At 40.5% G+C, this 19,706-nt stretch carries 26 protein-coding genes and 1 pseudogene; 1 reads left to right on the top strand and 26 read right to left on the bottom strand.

The window, feature by feature from the left end; genetic code table 11:
• From CUS_RS15800 to CUS_RS19625, 16 genes and pseudogenes are all read right to left on the bottom strand, one after another.
• Nucleotides 1-882 (bottom strand): annotated as a pseudogene (locus CUS_RS15800) (RNA-guided endonuclease TnpB family protein); the annotation flags it as partial.
• A gap of 878 nt (nucleotides 883-1,760) precedes the next feature.
• The gene (locus CUS_RS15795; RefSeq protein WP_002852602.1) at nucleotides 1,761-2,048 is read right to left on the bottom strand and encodes a hypothetical protein; all 288 of its coding nucleotides are present in this window, start codon (nucleotides 2,046-2,048) and stop codon (nucleotides 1,761-1,763) included.
• A gap of 35 nt (nucleotides 2,049-2,083) precedes the next feature.
• Nucleotides 2,084-2,419: a hypothetical protein gene (locus tag CUS_RS15790; RefSeq protein WP_002852596.1), complete on the bottom strand. Its 336-nt coding sequence runs from the start codon at nucleotides 2,417-2,419 to the stop codon at nucleotides 2,084-2,086.
• A gap of 32 nt (nucleotides 2,420-2,451) precedes the next feature.
• The gene (locus tag CUS_RS15785; RefSeq protein ID WP_002852586.1) at nucleotides 2,452-2,787 is read right to left on the bottom strand and encodes a hypothetical protein; all 336 of its coding nucleotides are present in this window, start codon (nucleotides 2,785-2,787) and stop codon (nucleotides 2,452-2,454) included.
• Nucleotides 2,788-2,812: 25 nt separating this feature from the next.
• Nucleotides 2,813-3,112, bottom strand: coding sequence for a hypothetical protein (locus CUS_RS15780; RefSeq protein ID WP_002852608.1), 300 nt, complete (start codon nucleotides 3,110-3,112; stop codon nucleotides 2,813-2,815).
• 168 nt (nucleotides 3,113-3,280) lie between these two features.
• Nucleotides 3,281-4,078 (bottom strand): hypothetical protein, encoded by a 798-nt coding sequence (locus tag CUS_RS15775; RefSeq protein ID WP_002852630.1) that lies wholly within the window; start codon nucleotides 4,076-4,078, stop codon nucleotides 3,281-3,283.
• Nucleotides 4,079-4,091: 13 nt separating this feature from the next.
• Complete coding sequence (locus CUS_RS19935; RefSeq protein WP_002851348.1) at nucleotides 4,092-4,262, bottom strand: hypothetical protein; 171 nt, start codon at nucleotides 4,260-4,262, stop codon at nucleotides 4,092-4,094.
• A gap of 336 nt (nucleotides 4,263-4,598) precedes the next feature.
• Nucleotides 4,599-4,868, bottom strand: coding sequence for a hypothetical protein (locus tag CUS_RS15770; RefSeq protein WP_037277746.1), 270 nt, complete (start codon nucleotides 4,866-4,868; stop codon nucleotides 4,599-4,601).
• Nucleotides 4,868-5,059 (bottom strand): hypothetical protein, encoded by a 192-nt coding sequence (locus tag CUS_RS15765; RefSeq protein WP_002852618.1) that lies wholly within the window; start codon nucleotides 5,057-5,059, stop codon nucleotides 4,868-4,870. Before CUS_RS15765 ends, CUS_RS15770 begins: the two co-directional genes overlap by 1 nt.
• A gap of 13 nt (nucleotides 5,060-5,072) precedes the next feature.
• On the bottom strand, nucleotides 5,073-5,294 hold the full coding sequence (locus tag CUS_RS15760) for a hypothetical protein (protein ID WP_002852610.1): 222 nt from the start codon (nucleotides 5,292-5,294) through the stop codon (nucleotides 5,073-5,075).
• Nucleotides 5,295-5,627: 333 nt separating this feature from the next.
• Nucleotides 5,628-5,903 carry a hypothetical protein gene (locus CUS_RS15755; RefSeq protein ID WP_002852606.1) on the bottom strand — a complete coding sequence of 92 codons (276 nt, stop codon included), beginning with the start codon at nucleotides 5,901-5,903 and terminating at the stop codon, nucleotides 5,628-5,630.
• Nucleotides 5,904-6,257: 354 nt separating this feature from the next.
• Nucleotides 6,258-6,584 (bottom strand): hypothetical protein, encoded by a 327-nt coding sequence (locus CUS_RS15750; protein WP_002852621.1) that lies wholly within the window; start codon nucleotides 6,582-6,584, stop codon nucleotides 6,258-6,260.
• 486 nt (nucleotides 6,585-7,070) lie between these two features.
• Nucleotides 7,071-7,340, bottom strand: a complete 270-nt coding sequence (locus CUS_RS20550; RefSeq protein WP_002852604.1) for a hypothetical protein — start codon at nucleotides 7,338-7,340, stop codon at nucleotides 7,071-7,073.
• A 14-nt stretch (nucleotides 7,341-7,354) separates the two neighbouring features.
• The gene (locus CUS_RS15735; protein ID WP_002852592.1) at nucleotides 7,355-7,696 is read right to left on the bottom strand and encodes a hypothetical protein; all 342 of its coding nucleotides are present in this window, start codon (nucleotides 7,694-7,696) and stop codon (nucleotides 7,355-7,357) included.
• A gap of 160 nt (nucleotides 7,697-7,856) precedes the next feature.
• Nucleotides 7,857-8,162: a hypothetical protein gene (locus CUS_RS15730; RefSeq protein ID WP_002852627.1), complete on the bottom strand. Its 306-nt coding sequence runs from the start codon at nucleotides 8,160-8,162 to the stop codon at nucleotides 7,857-7,859.
• A 283-nt stretch (nucleotides 8,163-8,445) separates the two neighbouring features.
• Nucleotides 8,446-8,784: an ATP-binding cassette domain-containing protein gene (locus CUS_RS19625; RefSeq protein WP_227945410.1), complete on the bottom strand. Its 339-nt coding sequence runs from the start codon at nucleotides 8,782-8,784 to the stop codon at nucleotides 8,446-8,448.
• Nucleotides 8,785-9,164: 380 nt separating this feature from the next.
• Here CUS_RS19625 and CUS_RS15720 point away from each other — a divergent pair, with 380 nt between their 5' ends.
• A complete protein-coding gene (locus CUS_RS15720) occupies nucleotides 9,165-10,061 on the top strand; it encodes a DDE-type integrase/transposase/recombinase (protein WP_037277737.1) in 897 nt (298 codons plus the stop codon).
• A gap of 509 nt (nucleotides 10,062-10,570) precedes the next feature.
• Here CUS_RS15720 and CUS_RS15715 read toward each other — a convergent pair.
• From CUS_RS15715 to CUS_RS18850, 10 genes are all read right to left on the bottom strand, one after another.
• Nucleotides 10,571-11,128: a flavin reductase family protein gene (locus CUS_RS15715; RefSeq protein WP_002852640.1), complete on the bottom strand. Its 558-nt coding sequence runs from the start codon at nucleotides 11,126-11,128 to the stop codon at nucleotides 10,571-10,573.
• A gap of 57 nt (nucleotides 11,129-11,185) precedes the next feature.
• Nucleotides 11,186-12,154: an ABC transporter permease gene (locus tag CUS_RS15710; RefSeq protein WP_002852628.1), complete on the bottom strand. Its 969-nt coding sequence runs from the start codon at nucleotides 12,152-12,154 to the stop codon at nucleotides 11,186-11,188.
• A complete protein-coding gene (locus CUS_RS15705; RefSeq protein ID WP_002852620.1) occupies nucleotides 12,151-12,930 on the bottom strand; it encodes an ABC transporter ATP-binding protein in 780 nt (259 codons plus the stop codon). The genes CUS_RS15710 and CUS_RS15705 overlap by 4 nt, the downstream gene beginning before the upstream one ends.
• A 28-nt stretch (nucleotides 12,931-12,958) precedes the next feature.
• On the bottom strand, nucleotides 12,959-14,041 hold the full coding sequence (locus tag CUS_RS15700) for an ABC transporter substrate-binding protein (protein ID WP_002852613.1): 1,083 nt from the start codon (nucleotides 14,039-14,041) through the stop codon (nucleotides 12,959-12,961).
• A 22-nt stretch (nucleotides 14,042-14,063) separates the two neighbouring features.
• Nucleotides 14,064-15,617, bottom strand: a complete 1,554-nt coding sequence (locus tag CUS_RS15695) for a nitrogenase component 1 (RefSeq protein ID WP_002852632.1) — start codon at nucleotides 15,615-15,617, stop codon at nucleotides 14,064-14,066.
• Nucleotides 15,618-15,623: 6 nt separating this feature from the next.
• Nucleotides 15,624-16,958, bottom strand: a complete 1,335-nt coding sequence (locus CUS_RS15690) for a nitrogenase component 1 (RefSeq protein ID WP_002852588.1) — start codon at nucleotides 16,956-16,958, stop codon at nucleotides 15,624-15,626.
• 14 nt (nucleotides 16,959-16,972) lie between these two features.
• Entirely contained in the window at nucleotides 16,973-17,920 is a 948-nt protein-coding gene (gene cysK / locus CUS_RS15685) for a cysteine synthase A (protein WP_002852631.1), read from the bottom strand.
• A 17-nt stretch (nucleotides 17,921-17,937) separates the two neighbouring features.
• The gene (locus CUS_RS15680; protein ID WP_024856931.1) at nucleotides 17,938-18,282 is read right to left on the bottom strand and encodes a NifB/NifX family molybdenum-iron cluster-binding protein; all 345 of its coding nucleotides are present in this window, start codon (nucleotides 18,280-18,282) and stop codon (nucleotides 17,938-17,940) included.
• A gap of 538 nt (nucleotides 18,283-18,820) precedes the next feature.
• Entirely contained in the window at nucleotides 18,821-19,285 is a 465-nt protein-coding gene (locus CUS_RS15675) for a transposase (RefSeq protein WP_002852625.1), read from the bottom strand.
• Between the two features lie 27 nt (nucleotides 19,286-19,312).
• Nucleotides 19,313-19,706 (bottom strand): hypothetical protein (locus CUS_RS18850; protein ID WP_157769545.1); only part of this gene is annotated, 394 nt, incomplete at its 5' end.

Here is a 19,706-nt window from a genome sequence, read left to right as displayed (position 1 = left end):
GTGTCCTATTCTTCCGTCTCCGCATACAGCAGCCTGTTTCTTCAGAGCATTTCTTCTTGCTTCTATACGGTTTCTGAATTCGATAAGTTCATCACCGGAGATTGCAAGTCTATCCTTTTCTCCGGATATTGAAGCGTATATAGGGTAATAAACTCCTAAATTCACGCCCAATATCTTATTTTTATCTAACTCTTTAGTTTCAGTTTTATCAAACGAGTAGCAAAGATTTAAAAACCACTGACCTTTCTTTTTGTTCCAGATGAGTTTACTTGCACTTATGCTGTATATCTCATCATAGCAGCGTTCAAGGATCGTTCTTGTTGAATTATCCTTTACTGTTACTTTGAATCTGAAATCACCGATATCATAAAATTTAACGCCTGTTTTATTAAGCAGGGTAAGAGTGATGTAATAGGTGTTCGTATCCTTATCGTATTCCAGAACTATACATTTTTTCTGGACATCAAGAGGCTGATCTGCTTTGTAGCTTAAGACACTCTTATCTCCTCTAAGTATATCTTTCAGACTTGTTCTGAAAGCGCCGCTGGCAGTTCTCAGAGTTGTACACAGGTTGCCTGAGTGCAGTTTATATTTCTTACTGTATTTAGAATAAATGAAACCATCAAGACTGTAATCCTTGATAGTTCCATTTGCTTTTTCCCTTTTCAGATGATCTCTTTCGGCCGGGTATTCTTCATTAAGTTTGTAGTAGTCGTTGGAAAATCCGTACCATTCCCAGCACTCCCTTATTACTGTATTTTTCAGATCTCTGGTTTCTTTCTGGAGATCCCAGAGGCATTTATTTAAATCATAATATTCTACTTTGTTTCCGTTTTTATCGGTCACATTGTTTATTAATGCTAATTTTACTACTTTGGTCATTTTAATTACTCCTTATAATTGCTTCTTAAAAGTCTTCTTTTTAATTCAAACCATATATCTTACAGTTTACACCTGTATACAAGTTGTATCAGCAAATTTATACAAATATGCTCACTGTCTGTACGGTCTTTGTGTACAGAATTTCAATCTCGTTGCTGAGATATTACCTTATCGAGTATACGATCGACGCCGTACAGCGGTTTAAGACGTATTGTCTCGATTCTAGGACGTTAAGCCGCCCTCGTTTATGAATATCACAGCTATTCATAGTTGCTGCAAAATATTATATAGTTTTAGTACATTATTTCTTTTGCAATAAATTGTAAATTCACCTCCGATTATCAAAAATTCGATCTGAAATAATTATATAAGAAAATTCAGACAAATAAAAACGCCCCTCGTGAGAGAGACGTTTCAGTATTGACGGTTTACAATTCTTGCTCCATTTTAGTTTTTAAAGCTTACATTTCTGCGTACAAGCCGCATTTTCATCAATAATTATTATTAAGCAACTTACAGTTTACACCTGTATACAAGTTGCATCAGCAGTTTTATACAAATATGCTCACTGTCTGTACGGTCTTTGTGTACAGAATTTCAATCTCATTGCTGAGATATTACCTTATCGAGTATACGATCGACGCTGTACAGCGGTTTACGACGTATTGTCTCGATTATAGGACGTTAAGCCGCCCTCAAAAATATCACAGCATTTATAGTTGCTGCAAAATATTATATAGTTTTAGTACATTATTTCTTTTGCAATAAATTGTAAATTCACCTCCGATTATCAAAAATTTGATCTGAAATAATTATATAAGAAAATTCAGACAAATAAAAACGTCCCTCGTGAGAGAGACGTTTTATAGTTAATAATATTATTGATGAAATTTATCTTGATCAGCGGGATATGCTGTCCATTCCAGCTGATTTTTTCCGTCAAGCCAGTCTCTGATGTGATCAAGGGGCATTTTCTCTATCCTTTCGATAAAGTCTGCGCCTTTTATCATCATATAACCAAACCCTTCATTTGCGTTCATCGCATCATCTGCGTATTTTCTCAGCCACTCATACTTAGGGTGATCCTTGAAAGAGTTTATCTTTTTATTGAAAAGTTCGTATCTTTTCTTTCTCCATTCATTATGATCCGGCATTATTCCTTTCATAGCAGTACTCCTTTTCTTTTTTATACGTTGTAGTATCAAAATGGAAGATAATGAACTCCCTGAAAGCTCTCCCAGGCTCTTTTCTTCAGGTTCGCATCTTTGCAGTCAGGCTTCGGAACAAAACTGTAAGTTGTCCAGTTTATACCTAAGTCGGTTTTCTTGATCTCAAAGTCAAATACCTTTGCGACTTCTTCTACGAACTGCGGTTCTTCCTCAAATATTTGAGAGTACTCCTTGTCGAAAGCTGTATACTTCTTGTATATATCAGAAATGGTGTCACAGTAGCCGAGATATACCTCATGTCTTCTGCACTCCTCTTCTCTTTCAAATAGCTTGCCGTCTTCAGCTCTGTACATAACAATTTCTTTCATATTTATCCTTTCTTCAACTGAACAGAGAATTTTTATTCAAAAAACTGTTCAACTTCTTCGATTGTATTATCATTCTGGTCTCGCAAAGTTGTCTTTTCAAGTGTAATGTTAATCTTTTTAGTCTTCAGAAACTCTATAAGTTCAATAGCGGCTTCACGAAGATTAGATTTGTTTGTTTTATAACTGCCACTATCATATACAAAGAACAACTCATTTTCCTTATATTCGCGTTTTTGGAGTTCTATCATATTAAATTCAATTTCAAGACCCTCGTGCTTTATAGTCTTCATAAGTTCATCAAATGCTCTATATAAAGTTGTATTTTGGGGCTTAAAATAGCCATAACCATAAAAAGACAGTGTGTTCATAGATCAATACCTCCCGTATTATTTCTTACTTATTCTTCTTGTATGTCTGATAATATTCCATTATATCATCATCTGTCAGGTCGTTCTCGTTGTATCGTTCAATAAAGTCCAAAAATACGGCATTTGCCGTTTCGTCTCCGACATCATAGCCCATAAGTTCCAGAGCTATATTTGTAGAGTTGGTTATCGCTTCCCAGATGCAATAACCGATGCTGTCTTCACCTGAGCCTTCGGCCATAAGTCCTATGGACTGAAGCAGTGAAAGCGCCTTTACAAGTTTCGCTGCATTTTTTACAGCGTATATAAAATTGCGTCTATTATCCATAATAATTACTCCTTTATTCCTTTTAGAATATAGTACATAGTATCTTCATCAATAATCTGTCTGACCTCCATTTTATCAATTGATCACTACATGATGATTATAGAAGATAATTCAGACAAACAAAAAACGTCCCTCGTGAGAGAGACGTTTAAAACACAGGTCATTTAGTTATAAAATACTATCGGAACTATACTGTTCACGGTTCAGGATATGTTTCTCCAGAAAATATTCTTCTTCGGCATCAAGTATGCAGCCTTCCTTTTTCAGGCTTCTTAATGCCATATCCGTCTTGATGCGGAGCTTGTCGGCTTCCTGAAGCTGTTCGGCTCTGTCAGCACGAACGATACGTTCTTCATCTGCCTTTTCGTCAAAGACTTTTATTTCATAGACTCTCTTGCCGTTTTCAAGCAGAAGAACAAATGCTTCAAAGTTCATAAGTACCTGAGCCGCATCTATATCTTCAATGATCTCATAACCATCTTTATCATAGATGTCAGCCAGGCTGTCACTATGCTTGTCCTCAGCACCATTAAGAAGGTCTGCAAGAATGTCGTCGTCTTCTATGTTAAGGGCGGCTCTCAAAGCCGGGATATTGCCGTATTCTGTCATTTCCACAGAAGGAATATCTATGCCTCTGCGAAGGTCGGTGATAGTATTATCACCTTTATAGTATTCTTCTCCGTTAACATAGAAATGAGAGTCATTACAGTTTACGCAGTAAGTTACTTCAGCTCTGCTGAGTTCTTTTTCCAAAACGCTTTTTGCGTATTCAAAGAACTTGCTTATAAGAGAGTCTGTAACGTTTTCAAGATCCAGTTCTTTTTCTTTAAAGCTGTCTCTTACAGCATCATACATATAGTCAATATCAGGCAAGGAAGCGCCTGCATCTTCCATAGCAGCTTCTGCTTTTTCAGCGGCATATTCGATAGCATCGGGATAGATCCCTAAAAATTGTAAAACATTCATTGATTTTTCTCCTTTATTCTTCTTCAGTTATTTCTTCTCCGTCTTCATTCCTGAGTTCAACTTTATCAAAGACAAAATCAAACCCTTCGTGCGACAGTATTTTCATAAGTTTATCCATCGCTTTTTCCTTATTGGTTTCATTGGTCTTTAAATAACCCCAACCTTCAAAGTACAGTTCGTTCATAATATACCTCCTGTTAGCTATTTATCTTTTTCTTTGTAAAGCGAGCAATATTTCATCGCTTCGCTGACAAAATCGACATGATTACTACATACTTTCATCAGTCCCCCATAGTTTTCTCCTAAATAATCGTTTTTGGGGAACAAGGTTCATAACCGACCATATCGCATGGTAGGTTATTATTGTTATCCTCTGTATAGCACACAGTATGCGGACAAGGTTCATTTATCAAAATACATCTGCCATACGCTTTGTGTTTGCATGTATTTTCTTCACAAATAACGTTTTTACTCCAACGTGTAGGTTCTTTAATATTCATTAACCCTTTCCTCCTGCTTTTTATTCAAGTATCTCGCAGCACTCTAATATGTTCTGCTCGTTGAGTTTTTCTTTTATTTCTTCCTTTGTCATTGTATCGTGATGAACTTCAGCTGTAACAGTAAAAACATAGTCATCAAACCAATCGTCTTCTGTCTTTTCCACTTTGGTATCTGTTACTCCGAGAACCGTTGCGGTAAAACCAAGACTATTGATCTGAAGTAATATCTCATCTATTGCAAGCTGCCGGTTATCACAGGTAAATTGAAGATCTGCTTTTACATTAGCCATTATAAGCGCTCCTTTTTCGTTTTTACAGCATCATTAGTCAGAGTTTCAGGATCTACCGGATGGTATTCACCGTGTTCATCAACTATGATGTGCAGGTCAGTATCATCGGTCTGGTGCAGGCACAGATAGTACCCGCTGACCGTATTGCCGTTATATTTTCTATTGCCCGTAAAAGTTATCTTGTTCATCATTGATCTCTCCTTATTATGTGTAATCGTCGCAGCAGCCGTCTTCATCTACGGGTTGTGCATCTTTTTTCATACAGCGAAGTGTGTCCTTTTGACCTCTCATAGCTATGATCGCTGCAACTGCGAGGTCAATATCTTCAGGTTCTATCCCGTCTTTTCTCATATCTTCTGCAAGATCATCATTTCTTGCCGGTTCTGAAAACGAATGAGAACAGTTCAGGCAGTTTTTGTTGTTCATTATTTTTACTCCTTTTATGTGTATTTTCCGATATTTTCTTGACCTGTAAAACTCCAAATTATCAAGAAAAATCTCTGAATGAATTATAGCAGAAAATAACAGGCAATAAAAAAACACCTCTCCTAAGAGAAGCGTTTGCAGGAAAATATCACAGAATGCCATTTTTGCCTTTTGGTTTATTATTTTGATATGTCAGTTTTTTACAGTGAATATCATTTTTGCCTCATTCACAAATCCTTAATTATCAGAAAGACTATTTTTCTTGCCCCAAAACAGGATATTTGGGTTTGCCCTTTGACATATCTATCTCTCGATCATCCTTTCCATTCTCTTTCAGGGCAATAGGCAATAATCACATTCAGGGCAAAAACGATAACCACAAACAGAATATCCAACTTTGCTTTCTGTTATGCTGAATTCACTTATTATCTTAGATGCTTCTTCATAAAATGCTTTTCGGTCATCTTCTTTATCGAAGTAACCGTTTACACATTCAAAACCGATAGTATCAATACGGAAATATACATTACAGTAATTTCCGTTGCCGTTATCGACCCATTCTTCTCTCTGTGAATAAGGTCTATTTCCAATTGCGTTATAGTATCTCATTGATCATTTCCTCCAAAATTAATTTCTTTAGTACTTCTTTTCATTTTTTTCTTCATTGATCTGTCTGACCTCCAGATCATCAATAAAAAGTTCTGTTATTATTATAAGGAAAAATTCAGGCGAATAAAAAACGCCCCTCCTGAGAGAGACGTTTTGAAAAGACGGGTTACAGTTTATTCACTTTATTTCTCTTCGTTTGTGAATTTCTCGGCATACGCCTGCGCTCTATGCAGACCTCTGAAGAAGTTAAAGCTATCACAAGGTTGTTCTGCGTATGTTTCGTAATATTCTTCTTTGAGTTCTTCAAGACGATTTACAGCATCTTCTTCGACTCTAAAGATATGCCGTACATGTTCATTTGTAAACGTGATAAATACAATCAAACCAATTGTTGTTATCGCACTCATAATCCACACCCTGCTTGCCGCTTCGTATGGCTTCACGCAGCTCATACGGATAATCTGCCGCATATTCGCAGGTTTCGCTTATTTTGTTTCCGTTTTTATCTATCAGATAGACTTCCTTTTCTCCGCTGACAGTAAGCCAGATGTCAATGCAGTTGTCGTCATAGTCATAAGCCTTTAGACCTGCTATATCTTCTTCGCTGTCAAACAGAAGGCTGTCCTTGTATTCTGACAGATTTTCTATATAGTAAAATTCGTAGTTTTTTATATAGATCATAATTGATTCTCCTTTATAAAGCGTTTTTATCTTCATAAATATTTCCCGTCTGACCTCCGGTTATCAATAGGTATCACTGAATAGATTATACATGAAAATTGCAGATGATAAAAACGCCTGCTGAGGTGATGTTTCAGCTTGCTACCCCCCTGCTGCAACAAAAAAGCGCTCCTCCAAAGAGAAACGCTTTGAAACCGGAAATTAGTTATCGGTCATTGTTTTTCCTGCTGTTCATCCATCTTTGAGACAATCATCTCATAGAACTTGTCCCAGTTGTCGAGCAGATGTTCTATCTCCGTCGGGTAAAGCATGTACTGTTTGATAAAATTACCCTTGTTCAGGATAGCTTTGATGCATGGGGAACATATATTAATAAGTCCTTCACATTCATTATGCACATGCGCACTTATTGTTACCGCCAAATGATCAATATACACTTCAATATTTTTCGCTCCACGATCGATGCTGCTATTACGTTCACAGTATTCAAGAATTGGATCCAGCTGTACCCACATCATTGAAAATATCTTTAAGGATCTCATCTCTGAGCAAGTAAGGCATTTCATTCATAACTGCCTCAGTTTTATTCTTCGTGTTTTTCAGCGCTCTGCTAACATTTTCCTGCATGGCATTATTGAATGCTTTGTTAAGTGCTGAGTCATCATGATGCTGACTCTTGATATTGTCGAGTACTGACTGAGACCAGTCGTTAAACTTACCGTTGATCATTTCTGTTATTATTCTTTCAATTGCCATAATAAATTCCTCCATTATACGTTAATTTTTACAGCAGCCTCAATATCTTTCTGAAGCTGTTCATCTTCGATCTCATAGTCCATAATGCAGTCTGCAAGAGCATCCACTGTCTTACAGTTTACATCAGTGAAACTATTTTCATGCTGCATAGCTTCTTTAAATTCCTCAATAATTTCAGTGTACTTTACTTTGTACTCTGAAGAATCTTTTTCTCCTAAAATGTTTATGCTTGTTTCCAGCTTGTAATACAAACCGTCAAGTTCATAAAATTTTACATTTGTGCTGGTTGTTTCTATACTTCCGCCGACAGCCCATTCGCTGTACTGGGAGATATAGCCCAAAATTTTTTCTTCCATTAGTGCTTCCTCCTGTTATGTGTTTCATAAATGTTTACCAATAACCTGATTTCTTAAACTCCAAGTTATCAGTAATCACTTATGTTGTAATTATATAAGAAAATCAATTCAGATAAAAAAAGAGCCTGCATAAAAGCAAGCTCTTTGTCTGATCACTATATCAGAGGAAAATTTTTTCTATATCTCTTCTTAAAGTTCCAAATTTCGGGAGTTCAGGCTTTTTAAATCCTTTTTCTTCGATGGTTTCAAGCAGCATTTTTTGTTCTTCTGGCATGTTCATCAGTTCTCTTGCTGCATCGTAAATATTTTCACTGTACCAGCCTTCGGGATATTCTTCACCGTTACCTTCACAATAAACAAAAATATCTGAGGGAATATCGGGATTTCTCTGTATCAAGCCGATTTCTGCGAGGTATTCGAGAAGTTTCAGGCATTGAAAGTATTCCGGTTTTTCTTCTTTATCCATTATTATTCTCCTTGATTAATTACTTAGCTGTTTTTTGTGGTGTGTCAGCGGGATAACCATATAACTTTTTATGAAGAAATCAGCCGACTTTTTATCGTATAATTTAATTGCAAGAAAAAAATGCAAAAGACTTACTCAGCACTTCAAATATATAAAAGCCCTCAGAGATAAATTTTCGTATCTCTGAGGACGTTTTCAGCGTTTTGCTTGTCAAGTGAACCTACCGATACTCAAATAACCATGCAGAGAGAAAGCAACAACTCCGAGCATTGCCGTAAGTGGATCACAGAGCAATTATCCTTTTCCCGACCTTTTTAAGCTCCTCATCATGAGTGACCATTATAACCGTCTTGCCTTTATCATTCAGCTTTTTGAGGATATCTATAACTGTGGTCGTGTTGCCTTTGTCCAGTGAACCAGTAGGTTCATTGGCGAGGATTATATCGCATTTCTTGATCATCAACCTTGCCAGTGCAATACGCTGCTGTTTGCCGCCTGAAAGCGTGAACACTTTTTCGTTCTTTTTGGCAAGCATGCCGACTTCTCTGAGAGCTTCATCGATGGATACTTCCGTCCTGTTTTTCTTTGCGACCATATACTCAGCAAATTCTTTATCGATCAATCCTGATATCGCATTCACATCAGATCCGCTATTATTCACATATGAATCGATCATCATAGCCCACTGTGGACTTTCGGTCATTTCGATCCGGTTAAAGCCATCAAAATATTTGCAAAACTCTTCGGCTGCAGTATATTTTGATCTTAGTGACATCATCTTTCCTGTATAAGAAAGCAGGATCAGCAAAACGCAAGATGACAATAATTTTAGGAAAAAATTCAATGGGATAAAAGCTGCTGAGCTGTTTTCTCTTTTTAGTGTTGAACATAGATCCATTGCAAAAAGGCTCAAATATGCTCCTAGATCAATTAAGCCGGCTGCACAAACATATATGATATATTTATCATATATGAGGGAAACGGCAGTTATTTTGTAAAGGTATAGCACAAGAAGCACGGTTTCGTCAACGGGTAGTGAAATATTTTTACAAACACGGGGCTACAGAAGCGTCGATACGCTTTAAAGTCTGCCGTCAATCAGTGTATAATTGGGCGGCGAGGTATGACGGGACTTGGAAGAGTCTGGCGGAGCGAAGCCACAGACCTCATCATCACCCAAAAGAGCATACACAAGCTGAAAAAGAGATGATTCTGCGCCGCTATCCGTACTACAAGAATGATATGATAGCGCTCTGGGACAGCCTGCGTAAAAGCGGATACATCCGCAGCTACGGCAGTATGCTGAGGGTGATAAAGAAGTGGGTGAACCCTGAGATCAAAAAGCGCACAGCCCGCAAGCCCAAGCCTTATGCAAGGGCGTGGTATCCCGGTCAGAAGGTGCAGGTCGATGTGAAATTTGTGCCGTCCGAATGCGTGGTCAATGGGGTGAAATACTACCAATATACGGCGATCGACGAGTGTACAAGGTTCTGTTTCAGGGAGATGTACGACGAGCACAGCACCCTCAGCTCTGAGGATTTCATTAAGAAGCTGCTGAAAGCCTTTCCGTTCCCGATCAGGGAGATACAGACCGACAACGGTACCGAATTCACGACAGCACTTCTGACAAAGGATAAGCAGCATAAGACGCTGTTTGAGGCGATTTTAGAGAACAATGACATCATCTACCACCGCATAAGGGTGGCAACACCGAGGCACAATGGCAAGGTGGAGAGGCAGCACCGTGAGGACGGCAAGCGTTTTTACAGCAAGCTGCGTATGTACAGCTTGGAGGACGGCAGAAAGCAGCTGGCGGCGTACAATAAACGCTCAAACAGCATCTGCCTGAAGTTCAAGTCGCCGAAAGAAGTGCTTGAAGAGCACCTGTCGGTTATGTAGTGAGCCGCTGCAAATTCACCTCACTCCGTCGCCTGCGGCTCCTACATGAGGTGAATTTGCCAATATCTGCTTTACATCATATTTTTGAGGGTTAGTGTCCAAGATCATTGACAAGTGTACAGTAGATCTCATAATTCATGTTAAGACGCACTTGACAATTTCTCATTTTTGTGGTACAATCCTTTCGTTGGTTTAATGGTTCTTGCAATTATATTATACCACAAAAAGAAGAGCTTGGCACTACCTTTCAGGTCTGTGCCAGGCTCTTTTTCTTTGTTGGGGCTGCAACAGCCCCTGTTTTTGCACAATTCAAAAATTTAATGCTTAGCAATTGAAAAATCATGTGATCGATTTTTCATATCATTAAGGCTTTACACCAGCATAATCAAGACTGCGAACAATGGTCATGCCGACTGGTATCAAGGTCTATCATGCCGCCCAAAAGTATTTCAAGTTTCTATATTACACCAATTTATTTGGGGTGTCAGCAGGATAACCGAAAAAATAGTTCACTCAAACTTTTTGCCTGCGTTCCATGCTCCTCCTGCTATTTCACCTATTACGCGATAGGCTAATGCGGACGAGTCAAACACCAGCGGATTGAGTTTGTAAAGATCGACCTTATCATCAGTCAGAACACTTTCATCTGCTTTCAAACCAATGATCTGTGCGACCACTCTTGTCGCGCCGTACTCCTCGATTATGTCTTTGACATTACATTCAAGCGCAACGGGAAGCTGGTCAATGATCGGCGCATTGACCTTATCGGACTTGGTTACAGTGAAACCGACTTTATCCAGCTTATCCGAAACATTAGCCTGCGACACTATCCCCACATAGTCACATTCTGCTATGAATTTCTTTGTTGCAAAGCTCACGGTTAGTGCCTTATTCAGCTTGATGTTTTCAGTGGAAACGTGGTCTCCGAGACTTATAGAGATAAGGTCTCCGCCTGCCTGTCCCGCCCATGCAGCGTTCATGGCATTGGGTTTTCCATCCTTGTCATAGGTTGCAATAATGAACACCGGTAGTGGTGTTACAAATCCTTTGTCAAAGCTTTTTTTCATATGAACAACTCCTTGATTTTATTAAAACAGAACAAAAACGTTTTTATTATCCGTCTTTCAGATTGCTTTCCACTTTATAAGCTTTTTCTCCGCTATATCCAGCAGAACATTCAGAATGGTTATCACAGCGCCTACAACGAATATACCTGCAAGCACTCTGGCATAATCGGCATAGTCGGAATACTTTTTTATGAAAAATCCAAGCCCGCTGGTGGCACCGATCATCTCTGCCATTATAAGAATCATGAATATGGTGGATATCTGTATTTTAAGATTACCGACTATCGACGGGATACTGTAAGGCAGTATCACCTTGAAAAGCATAGTTGGTGTGCTGACATTCATTGCTTTTGCAGAATCTATCAGTCTTCCGTTTATGCTGCCGACCCTGTTTATCATTCCAAGAAATATCGGCCAGAACATACCTATGCCTATTACAGCTATCGATGCAGAGGTAAATGTGGGCATAAGTGCGATGAGATACGGGGTATATACCATTGGAGGTATAGGACTGAGTACTTTGGCGATGGGGGTAAAATCATTATTGAGCCGCTTTACCCAGCCCACTATCATGCCCAGGATATTTCCGGATATGAGTGCTATTGAAAAGCCTGTCACCAGTATCATCAGAGAATGGCCTATACCCTCTGCGATAAATTCGCTGTCCTTCAGGAACACTTCAAATACATTCTCCATCGGCGGAGAAAGCACAGGGTTGCCCTTGCCGAGTATTCGGAAAAATATATCCCATATAAGAAAAAGACTGTATATCAGCACGGCAATATCAGGATGATATTCCTCCTTTTTTATAACTGCCTTAGCAATATGGTAGAGCCATATAAGTCCCATGATGGCAACATAAACGGTGTTTTTCGGTGCGCTGACCTTTCCTTTTATAAATGAAAGTGTTATCACTGTTCCCGCGAAGAGTGTGACAACAGCTATGTTCAGTATTATTTTTCCGACAGAGTATGTTTTCTCACTGCCGTGTGTTTCCAACGAATTTAATGTCCTTGCGTCTGTCATGCAGTTCTCACCTTCACTTCTGTAAACAGGTCGAGCAGCTCACGGCGAAGCTGATCATATCTGTTCAGTCTTATCAGCTCTTCCCTCGGTGTATCCGCGGGAAGACCTACATTTACTTCTGTCCTTATCTTATGAGGCTCCATGAAGTATACCTTGTCAGCCAGCACAAGCGCTTCGTCTATATCATGGGTAATGAATACTACAGTCTTCTTCTCTCCGCGTTTTTTGCAGAGTTCTATGCTGAGTTCCTGTAATTCTATACGCTTCTGCGGGTCGATAGCACCGAATGGTTCGTCCATGAGAAGTATATCCGTATCCATCGCAAAGGCTCTTGCAAGCGCCACACGCTGCTGCATTCCGCCCGAAAGCTCGTGCGGGTATTTGTCTGCGCTGTCAGCAAGTCCTACCAGTTCAAGATACTCCTCTGCCCTCTTTGCTATCTCTTTTCTGTTCTTTAGTATACCTGCTTCCTTAATTCCGAACATGATATTCTTTTTTGCGGTAAGCCACGGGAACAGTGAATAGTGCTGAAACACCATTCCTCTGTTCACATCAGGACCTGTAACAGGTTTGTCGTTTATAAGTATCTCACCCTTTGTTGGAAACTGAAGTCCAAGCAGAAGAGATACAAGCGTGCTTTTTCCGCAGCCCGAAGGACCGATAAGGCAAGCGAACTCTCCCTCTTCTACCTTAAAGTTCAGACCATCAAGGATATTAACTGCTTTGTTATCCGCTTCATAGCTGAATGAAACATTACGAAATTCTATTTTACTCATTATCGGTTCCTCCTTATAATATCATCTTTTATACATCGTATTTGTCTGAGAATTCTTTAAGTGCCAGATAATCAGGATCATCAGGATATTCTTTAAGTATCTGATCCAGTGCTTCGCGGAAGATCTCTGTGTTGACATTTCCGCTTATGTCAGCGTCCTTGATTATGCCTTCGCCTATGAGATACGCCGCATAATCAACAACTCTGTTCTTAGCGGGGTCGGGGTTGTACCTTGAAGCATAGTCACCGTAAAGTGCTTCTGTAACATATTCCTCGGTCTGACCCGTCTGTCTGACCATGATATCTATGGCATTATCATGATCGTTGAGTATCAGTTTGTAAGCTCTAATCAGACCTCTCTGGTAGGCTACAAGCTCATCATGCTTTTCCCGTACTACCTTTGATGTAGTGGTCTGACGGCAGCAGGGATAGCAGGGGTCGATATCACCGACCTTTATACCAAGATCAAGTCCGAAATTCTTGGCTGTCTGTACGCCATCGGCGGTGATGTATCCCACATCGACCTGACCCTTTGATACCGCCTGAACGATGGAAGTATCATCATTGAGGTAATCTATCTCGATATCCTGTTCGGGAACTATGCCGATCTCACGCAGCTTTGCACGTATGATGTTATCACCCGTGTAGCTTCTGGCTGATGCCCATTTCTTTCCAGCCCAGCCGGATAGTTCAGCAAACTGTTCAGTATTTTCAGGCTTTGTGATGATAGCTCCGCCCTCCTGTGCCGAACCGCCGAAGAATATAAGATCCTGACCCTCTGCCATGAACTGTAACTGCAATGTGATACCCACAGGTACCACATCTACCTTTCCCGTTGACAGTGCTGTTAAGCTGTCGGCAGTGGAGAGAAGAACATCGCAGTTTACCGTCACGCCCTCCTCTTCAAAATATCCCTGATCGTAGGCGACCGTCGTCAGCGCAGACTTTATCGATGACGGGAACCATGCGACCTCAAGTGTACCTACACTTGCCTTTTTAACTCCGCTTCCAGAGGACTTTTTACCCGATGAACTTCCGCAGGCTGTCAGGGTGCTGATAAGCAGTGAAGCTGCGATCATTACTTCAATAGCTTTCCTTACTCTTTTCTTCATAAATATCTTCCTTTCGCATAAATCAGATAGTGGGCTTATCCGTTTCGGGCAGACCCGTTATATAATGGTATGGGCTCTTGCCATACCACTGCTCCTGATACGGAAGTTTGGTATGTTCTGAAATATTCCGTGCATAGGCTGTATTTTTCAGAGTTCTCTCTATCCTCTTTGCAAGGGAGTATGCTCCCGTAAAACCGAAATATGTAAATCTCTGTGCAAACAATGTCAGCGAAGGTACGCCTGCCTTTACAAGCCATACACCTACCGAGGGGTGAGATATGGCAATATCCGGTTTCAGCTTGTATACCATGTTGACAAGTTCGTTTGCCTGAGTTGAAACAGCATTCTGCACATCGCCTATCTTTTCCTGAACCTCGCTGAACAGCTGATCTCCGAATTCATCATAGTTGAAGTTTCTGAAACCCACAACTTTAAGTCCTATCTCATCTGCCAGAAGTCCCGTTGCACCGATACGCAGAAAACCGCCGCTTATCAGAACGCTCTTGCCTTCAACATTTTTCCTTATGGGTTCAAGTGCCTTTTTCAGCTTTTCAGTTTCCTTTTTCAGGAGTGCTTCTGCTTCCTTTTCCAGCCCGAAGAACTCCGCTATGGCTGTTATGAATTTTACTGTCTGCTCGGTTCCAATGGGGATAGTCGGCAGTATATAAGGTATACCGAATTCCCGCTTCAGGTATTCAAGGAAGTACACATCATGTACATGACAAAAGCTTACATTGAGTGCAGTCTCGGTAATAAATCTCCAGTCATCGGGTTCTTTGTATTCAACGAATATATTAACGTTTATCCCCAAAGCATTCAAAAGCCTCTTGATCTCCTTTTCATCTCCCGGACCTATGGACCATGCGTTGTACAGAGTCACTGTTCGGCTCTTCTTGTATTCATATCGCTGCTTTTTGATCTCGTAGTCGGGATCGCTCTTGTCAAATGGGGTATAGTCGATATATTTTTTAGGCTCAAAGCCAAACCTGTGCATTATGCCGTGGTACACCACATCATATGCCGAGGAGAACACCTTTGCGCCGAAACCGGGACAATGGAGCGGTACAACTGTTGCGGTTACCTGCTCCTGTGCATGGTTAACAACGCTTTCTATATCATCTCCGATAACTCCTGGGGCACAGGTATTGCAGACGAATATAGCTGTGGGGCGGAAGCGTCTGTCGGCTTCGATAATGGTATCGTAAAGCTTTTCATTTCCGCCGCTTATAACGTCGGTCTCCGTAAGATTTGTACTCAGCCATCTTGCACCTTCCATCTTCACGCCGCGTGCTGCACCGTACTGCTTTATGCTGAAATCAATACCATGGGACTGTGAACCACAGCCAACAGGACCGTGCATTATTACGACGGAATCCTTTGTCGAGAATGATATCAGTGTCGAAACACCCATCTGGCAGAACATAGCCTGCGTAAAGCTGCGGTCGCACCTACCGAGACATCCTGCGCATGAACCGCTCCTTAGATCACTGGTACATCCGCCGAAAGCATAAGCTGTGGCTCTCTGCCTTTCTCTGGGATTTGGTACCTGCACATCAAAATTTACATCAAATTTCATATATCTTTACCTCCCCGATACCTGTGCTGTTATCAGATCTTCCAGCAGTGCAAGTCCGCCGTTGAAGCCTGCATATGTTTTGTTGAGTATGATACGGCTCATTGCAGGAAAGCTTATATTCAGGAAATTTCCGTTCAGTACTTGTGAAAGCTTTCTGTCGATAGAACTGCCAAGCACGAATGCAGGCTCCAGTTTTTCATAATAGGTATCCGACAAAAACTGAGGGTCATTCTGTATGATGTACTGCTGTATCTTTGAGGTATCCGTTTCAAATACGAGCTTCGGACGATATTCAAAAGGCAGTTCTTCAAAATGTCGGCGAATGATCTCCTTATTTTTCTCCCTGAGTTCATCGGTTATAAATACATACTCGGGCAGCCAGCCTATCTCGTTATCAAGATATTGTGCATAAGGCAGTGCCTGTGTCGCATTGTTGACTACCACTGCATAGTTCTGGAAATCCGTATCTGCAATGACATCGGTTGCTCTGTCAACATAGCTGTAATAACGTTCAACTTCTTTTTCAAGAGCTTTTTCAGCAAATTCCCTGTCAATGCCCAGCTTTTCTGCTATTTCAATTGCGAACTTAACTGAAGCATTACTGCCGATAGGAAGATCGGTAACTATATAATCTATACCGTGCTTTTCCTTAGCCGCCTTTGCAGCTCTTATTCCGTTTACAGGTGAAAGAACGATATTCAAAGATGCTTTACCGGCATTTCTGATATCCTCGATGGTCTGGTCAGGTGTTACAAAGGTAGTTGCTTTAACACCGATTAGTGAGAGTATTCTCCTTATCTCTTCAAGGTCGCCCCTGAAAAACGGATCGTATGCAGGTACAAGTCCAAGCAGATTAACAAGCTTTTCATCTTTTTCTTTTGTTACGGGTATGTACTGTTCAAAAAGGCTCTTTATCACAATATCATAACCATAGTAAGAATTGCCCTTGAATCCGCCTGTATCAACGAATATCAGAGGATACTCGGGTCTTTCTACCTCGCTGATGACCGCTTCAACATCATCACCGATAAGATCGGTCATACAGCTTGTAACTACTACAAAAAGATCGCCGTCCATTACATCGTAGGCCGCAAGTATCTCTTTTCTGAGCCTCTCAGCACCACCGAAAATTATTTCTTTTTCACTTACGTTTGAACTAGGAAGCGATGCACCGCCGCAGTAACCAACGCCCAGATATCCGCCGTAAGCATATGAATTGGTCAGCTGACCGCCGCAGCCCTGCGCTCCGTGTATTATAGGTATTACTCTCGGAAGAGAGGTGAGAGTTGCAAGTGCGCCTCCCAGCATACATGAAAACCTTGGTCTTTCTATAAATGACATGATATCCCTCCTTATCAGGCAAGTTCCGCAGGCTGATCGAACAGTGCGGTACTAAGGTAACGTTCTCCCGTATCAGGCAGAAGCACAACTATGCGCTTGCCTTTATTCTCTTTGCGTTTAGCAAGTTCGATAGCTGCAAACAATGCTGCACCCGATGAGATACCCACCAGCAGCCCTTCAAGCCTTGCCGCTGTTCGTGCAGTTTCCAGAGCTTCCTTGTTCTTCACCCTGAATATCTCATCAATTACTTCTCTGTCGAAGATATGCGGCACAAAACCTGCTCCTATACCCTGTATCACATGAGATCCGGGAGCTTCACCCGAAAGCACAGATGAATCATAGGGTTCAACTGCTATCACCTTTGTATCGGGATCATTCTGTTTAAGAGCTCTGCCCGTACCTGTTACAGTTCCGCCTGTACCAACGCCTGCAACGAAGTAATCAACCTTACCATCGGTATCTCTTATGATCTCCTGTGCTGTAGTTTTTGTATGTATTTCCGGATTTACAGGGTTATCGAACTGTTGTGGGATAAATGAATCCTCTATCACCGCATTGAGTTCTTCCGCCTTACGGATAGCACCTTTCATACCCTCTGCCGCAGGAGTAAGTATCACCTTTGCCCCAAGCTGAGTTACCAGCCTGCGTCTTTCTACCGACATACTCTCGGGCATTGTCAGTATAACTTTATATCCCTTGACCGCACCGACAAATGCAAGCCCGATGCCTGTATTTCCGCTTGTGGGTTCAATTATGGTATACCCTTCTTTTAACAGTCCTTTTTCCTCTGCATCTTCTATCATCGCCAGAGCTATCCTGTCCTTTACGCTTCCCAGAGGATTGAAGTATTCAAGCTTTGCATACACCTCTGCATATAGTTCGTCATCTCCTGCCAGCCTGCTTATTTTCAAAAGCGGCGTATTGCCTATAAGCTCTGTCAGATTTTCTGCTACCTTTGACATGATCACATCACCTTTCCTTACTTACCGCTCCGTTTTCTGTACTCTACGATCTTTTCGATCACATAATCCGTATCAGAACCGGGCATTTCAAAAAATTTCTTTCTTTGGGTCTCAAAATATCTCTGTATCCTGCTCCCGATGCGTGCGGCGATAACATACTGGCAGTTTTCCACAAGTTCAAGTCTTGCTTCTGCACCTCTGTGATCTCCGCTGCATCCTTCCTGATTTCCAAAGGATACAGTTTTTTCCTTGGCGGAAACATTATCTTCGATACGATAGATATCAAACCTTGAAGCAGAACCGAAATGCTGGTCCACTTTATGTCCGTCCGCCGTAGCAACTGCTATTCGATATTGGCTCATAAATTTTTTACTCTCCTTATCAAAATCATTTATAGTTATTGATAAAATTCATATCTAATAGATTAATTTTATATGTCATATCTGTCTTTATTGTTTTTTATTATATCATATAATTCTCTTTCGTCAACGAAAATATAAGGCAACGTTATCATAACGCTTGATAATTGTAAACGAACTATGAGCAAAGCATCTCTCTGTAGTTAATTTCCTTGGATTTACAGTTTTTTACAGTAGTACAAAATGCGCTAAAAACTAAATACGTGATAACGTTACATCACATGAAACAAAGTTTTTCAGGACATTAGACTAATCATCGTCTTTTTGAAGATCACGTTTGATCTCCGATCTATGCTAATTGATATCACAAACCCGATAATCACAACATAAAAACGGGTTTGTTGCAACCGCAGCACCCTCTAACCATATCCGAACATCAGAGTAAAAAAACATATTAACTGGTGAAATAAGCTGTTTCAGTGCGCACCCCCAAGCCTTCTTCAAAAAAAGAGGACTCGGGGGTGTTATGTTCTGCTGGTTTTTATGCCGTTTTCAGTTCAAAAAGAGAAATTCCAAGTCGGTTTTCTGAGATCTTAGCAAAAAGCTTCTTTATGTTGTATGCAAGTCCCAGCAAAAGGAACTCAGTTTTGATGTTATTTTTGCCCCTGCACAGGAATCTTCTGAAGTCATGATCCTGTTTCAGCACTCCGAATACGCCTTCAGCCTGTATGCTTCGGTTCATTCTGAGCTGTTTTCCGAATTCGGTCGTTATGTTTTCCAGGCTTTCTGCTCTCAGCTCTTTGAACTTATGCGATATAGCCAGCGTCTTGTTTCCTTTTGCTTTTGTACAATTCTGTTTGTAGGGACATCCTTCGCAGCTTTCACATCTGTACATAGCTTTTTCGGAAACGAATCCCGTTTTGCTTTTTTCGTGTTTAGTCCCGACTCTCCAAAGTATCCTGCCGGCTTTGCATACGAAAATATCGCCCATTTCGTGGTATTCCATATTCTCGGGTATGCCGTATTTAGTGAGTTAGTTCTTCTTTACTTTATAATAATTCTGATGATCATTCTGTATCTTTTCTGTAATGATACCATCATCATAAATGGTTTCCATTTTACTTTCTCTTTCTCTTGCTATCGTTTCATATTCATTGTCAGTTCTTACAGCATAACAGTTATCTTCCTCTGTAATATGGAACTGTACAAGATCACTGCCTCTGAGTTCATAATTATCTCTTTCTGATCTGTCTTTTATATATACTTCAGCTAAAGCTCCTTTTTCCAGAATGGTTATTGATCTCAGCTGATAACCTTTTGAAGGATCCTGTTTGCCGAAGAAAGTTTCGATAAATGATCTTTTGATTATTTCTTTGTCCAGGCTTTCAAGCATTTCTGTTATTTTATTTTGATTAGTAAACATAATT

Origin of the sequence: Hominimerdicola alba 8 (genome assembly GCF_000178155.2) — a bacterium.
GTDB lineage: Bacteria > Bacillota > Clostridia > Oscillospirales > Ruminococcaceae > Hominimerdicola > Hominimerdicola alba_C.
The sequence above is the reverse complement of the archived record's forward strand: the minus strand, read 5'-3'. Positions and strand labels throughout refer to the sequence as shown.

What these genes read in the sequence shown, in the direction of transcription:
- CUS_RS15770 (WP_037277746.1), bottom strand. Translation starts at nt 4,868, where the DNA reads ATGGCTAATGTAAAAGCAGATCTTCAATTTACCTGTGATAACCGGCAG.
- CUS_RS15795 (WP_002852602.1), bottom strand. Translation starts at nt 2,048, where the DNA reads ATGAAAGGAATAATGCCGGATCATAATGAATGGAGAAAGAAAAGATAC.
- CUS_RS15675 (WP_002852625.1), bottom strand. Translation starts at nt 19,285, where the DNA reads ATGGAATACCACGAAATGGGCGATATTTTCGTATGCAAAGCCGGCAGG.
- CUS_RS15695 (WP_002852632.1), bottom strand. Translation starts at nt 15,617, where the DNA reads ATGAAATTTGATGTAAATTTTGATGTGCAGGTACCAAATCCCAGAGAA.
- CUS_RS15765 (WP_002852618.1), bottom strand. Translation starts at nt 5,059, where the DNA reads ATGATGAACAAGATAACTTTTACGGGCAATAGAAAATATAACGGCAAT.
- CUS_RS20550 (WP_002852604.1), bottom strand. Translation starts at nt 7,340, where the DNA reads ATGGCAATTGAAAGAATAATAACAGAAATGATCAACGGTAAGTTTAAC.
- CUS_RS15775 (WP_002852630.1), bottom strand. Translation starts at nt 4,078, where the DNA reads ATGAATGTTTTACAATTTTTAGGGATCTATCCCGATGCTATCGAATAT.
- CUS_RS15730 (WP_002852627.1), bottom strand. Translation starts at nt 8,162, where the DNA reads ATGGATAAAGAAGAAAAACCGGAATACTTTCAATGCCTGAAACTTCTC.
- CUS_RS15735 (WP_002852592.1), bottom strand. Translation starts at nt 7,696, where the DNA reads ATGGAAGAAAAAATTTTGGGCTATATCTCCCAGTACAGCGAATGGGCT.
- CUS_RS15690 (WP_002852588.1), bottom strand. Translation starts at nt 16,958, where the DNA reads ATGTCATTTATAGAAAGACCAAGGTTTTCATGTATGCTGGGAGGCGCA.
- CUS_RS15700 (WP_002852613.1), bottom strand. Translation starts at nt 14,041, where the DNA reads ATGAAGAAAAGAGTAAGGAAAGCTATTGAAGTAATGATCGCAGCTTCA.
- CUS_RS15780 (WP_002852608.1), bottom strand. Translation starts at nt 3,112, where the DNA reads ATGGATAATAGACGCAATTTTATATACGCTGTAAAAAATGCAGCGAAA.
- CUS_RS15705 (WP_002852620.1), bottom strand. Translation starts at nt 12,930, where the DNA reads ATGAGTAAAATAGAATTTCGTAATGTTTCATTCAGCTATGAAGCGGAT.
- CUS_RS15790 (WP_002852596.1), bottom strand. Translation starts at nt 2,419, where the DNA reads ATGAAAGAAATTGTTATGTACAGAGCTGAAGACGGCAAGCTATTTGAA.
- CUS_RS15755 (WP_002852606.1), bottom strand. Translation starts at nt 5,903, where the DNA reads ATGAGATACTATAACGCAATTGGAAATAGACCTTATTCACAGAGAGAA.
- CUS_RS15760 (WP_002852610.1), bottom strand. Translation starts at nt 5,294, where the DNA reads ATGAACAACAAAAACTGCCTGAACTGTTCTCATTCGTTTTCAGAACCG.
- CUS_RS15715 (WP_002852640.1), bottom strand. Translation starts at nt 11,128, where the DNA reads ATGAAAAAAAGCTTTGACAAAGGATTTGTAACACCACTACCGGTGTTC.
- cysK (WP_002852631.1), bottom strand. Translation starts at nt 17,920, where the DNA reads ATGTCAAAGGTAGCAGAAAATCTGACAGAGCTTATAGGCAATACGCCG.
- CUS_RS15680 (WP_024856931.1), bottom strand. Translation starts at nt 18,282, where the DNA reads ATGAGCCAATATCGAATAGCAGTTGCTACGGCGGACGGACATAAAGTG.
- CUS_RS19935 (WP_002851348.1), bottom strand. Translation starts at nt 4,262, where the DNA reads ATGAACGAACTGTACTTTGAAGGTTGGGGTTATTTAAAGACCAATGAA.
- CUS_RS15710 (WP_002852628.1), bottom strand. Translation starts at nt 12,154, where the DNA reads ATGACAGACGCAAGGACATTAAATTCGTTGGAAACACACGGCAGTGAG.
- CUS_RS15785 (WP_002852586.1), bottom strand. Translation starts at nt 2,787, where the DNA reads ATGAACACACTGTCTTTTTATGGTTATGGCTATTTTAAGCCCCAAAAT.
- CUS_RS15750 (WP_002852621.1), bottom strand. Translation starts at nt 6,584, where the DNA reads ATGATCTATATAAAAAACTACGAATTTTACTATATAGAAAATCTGTCA.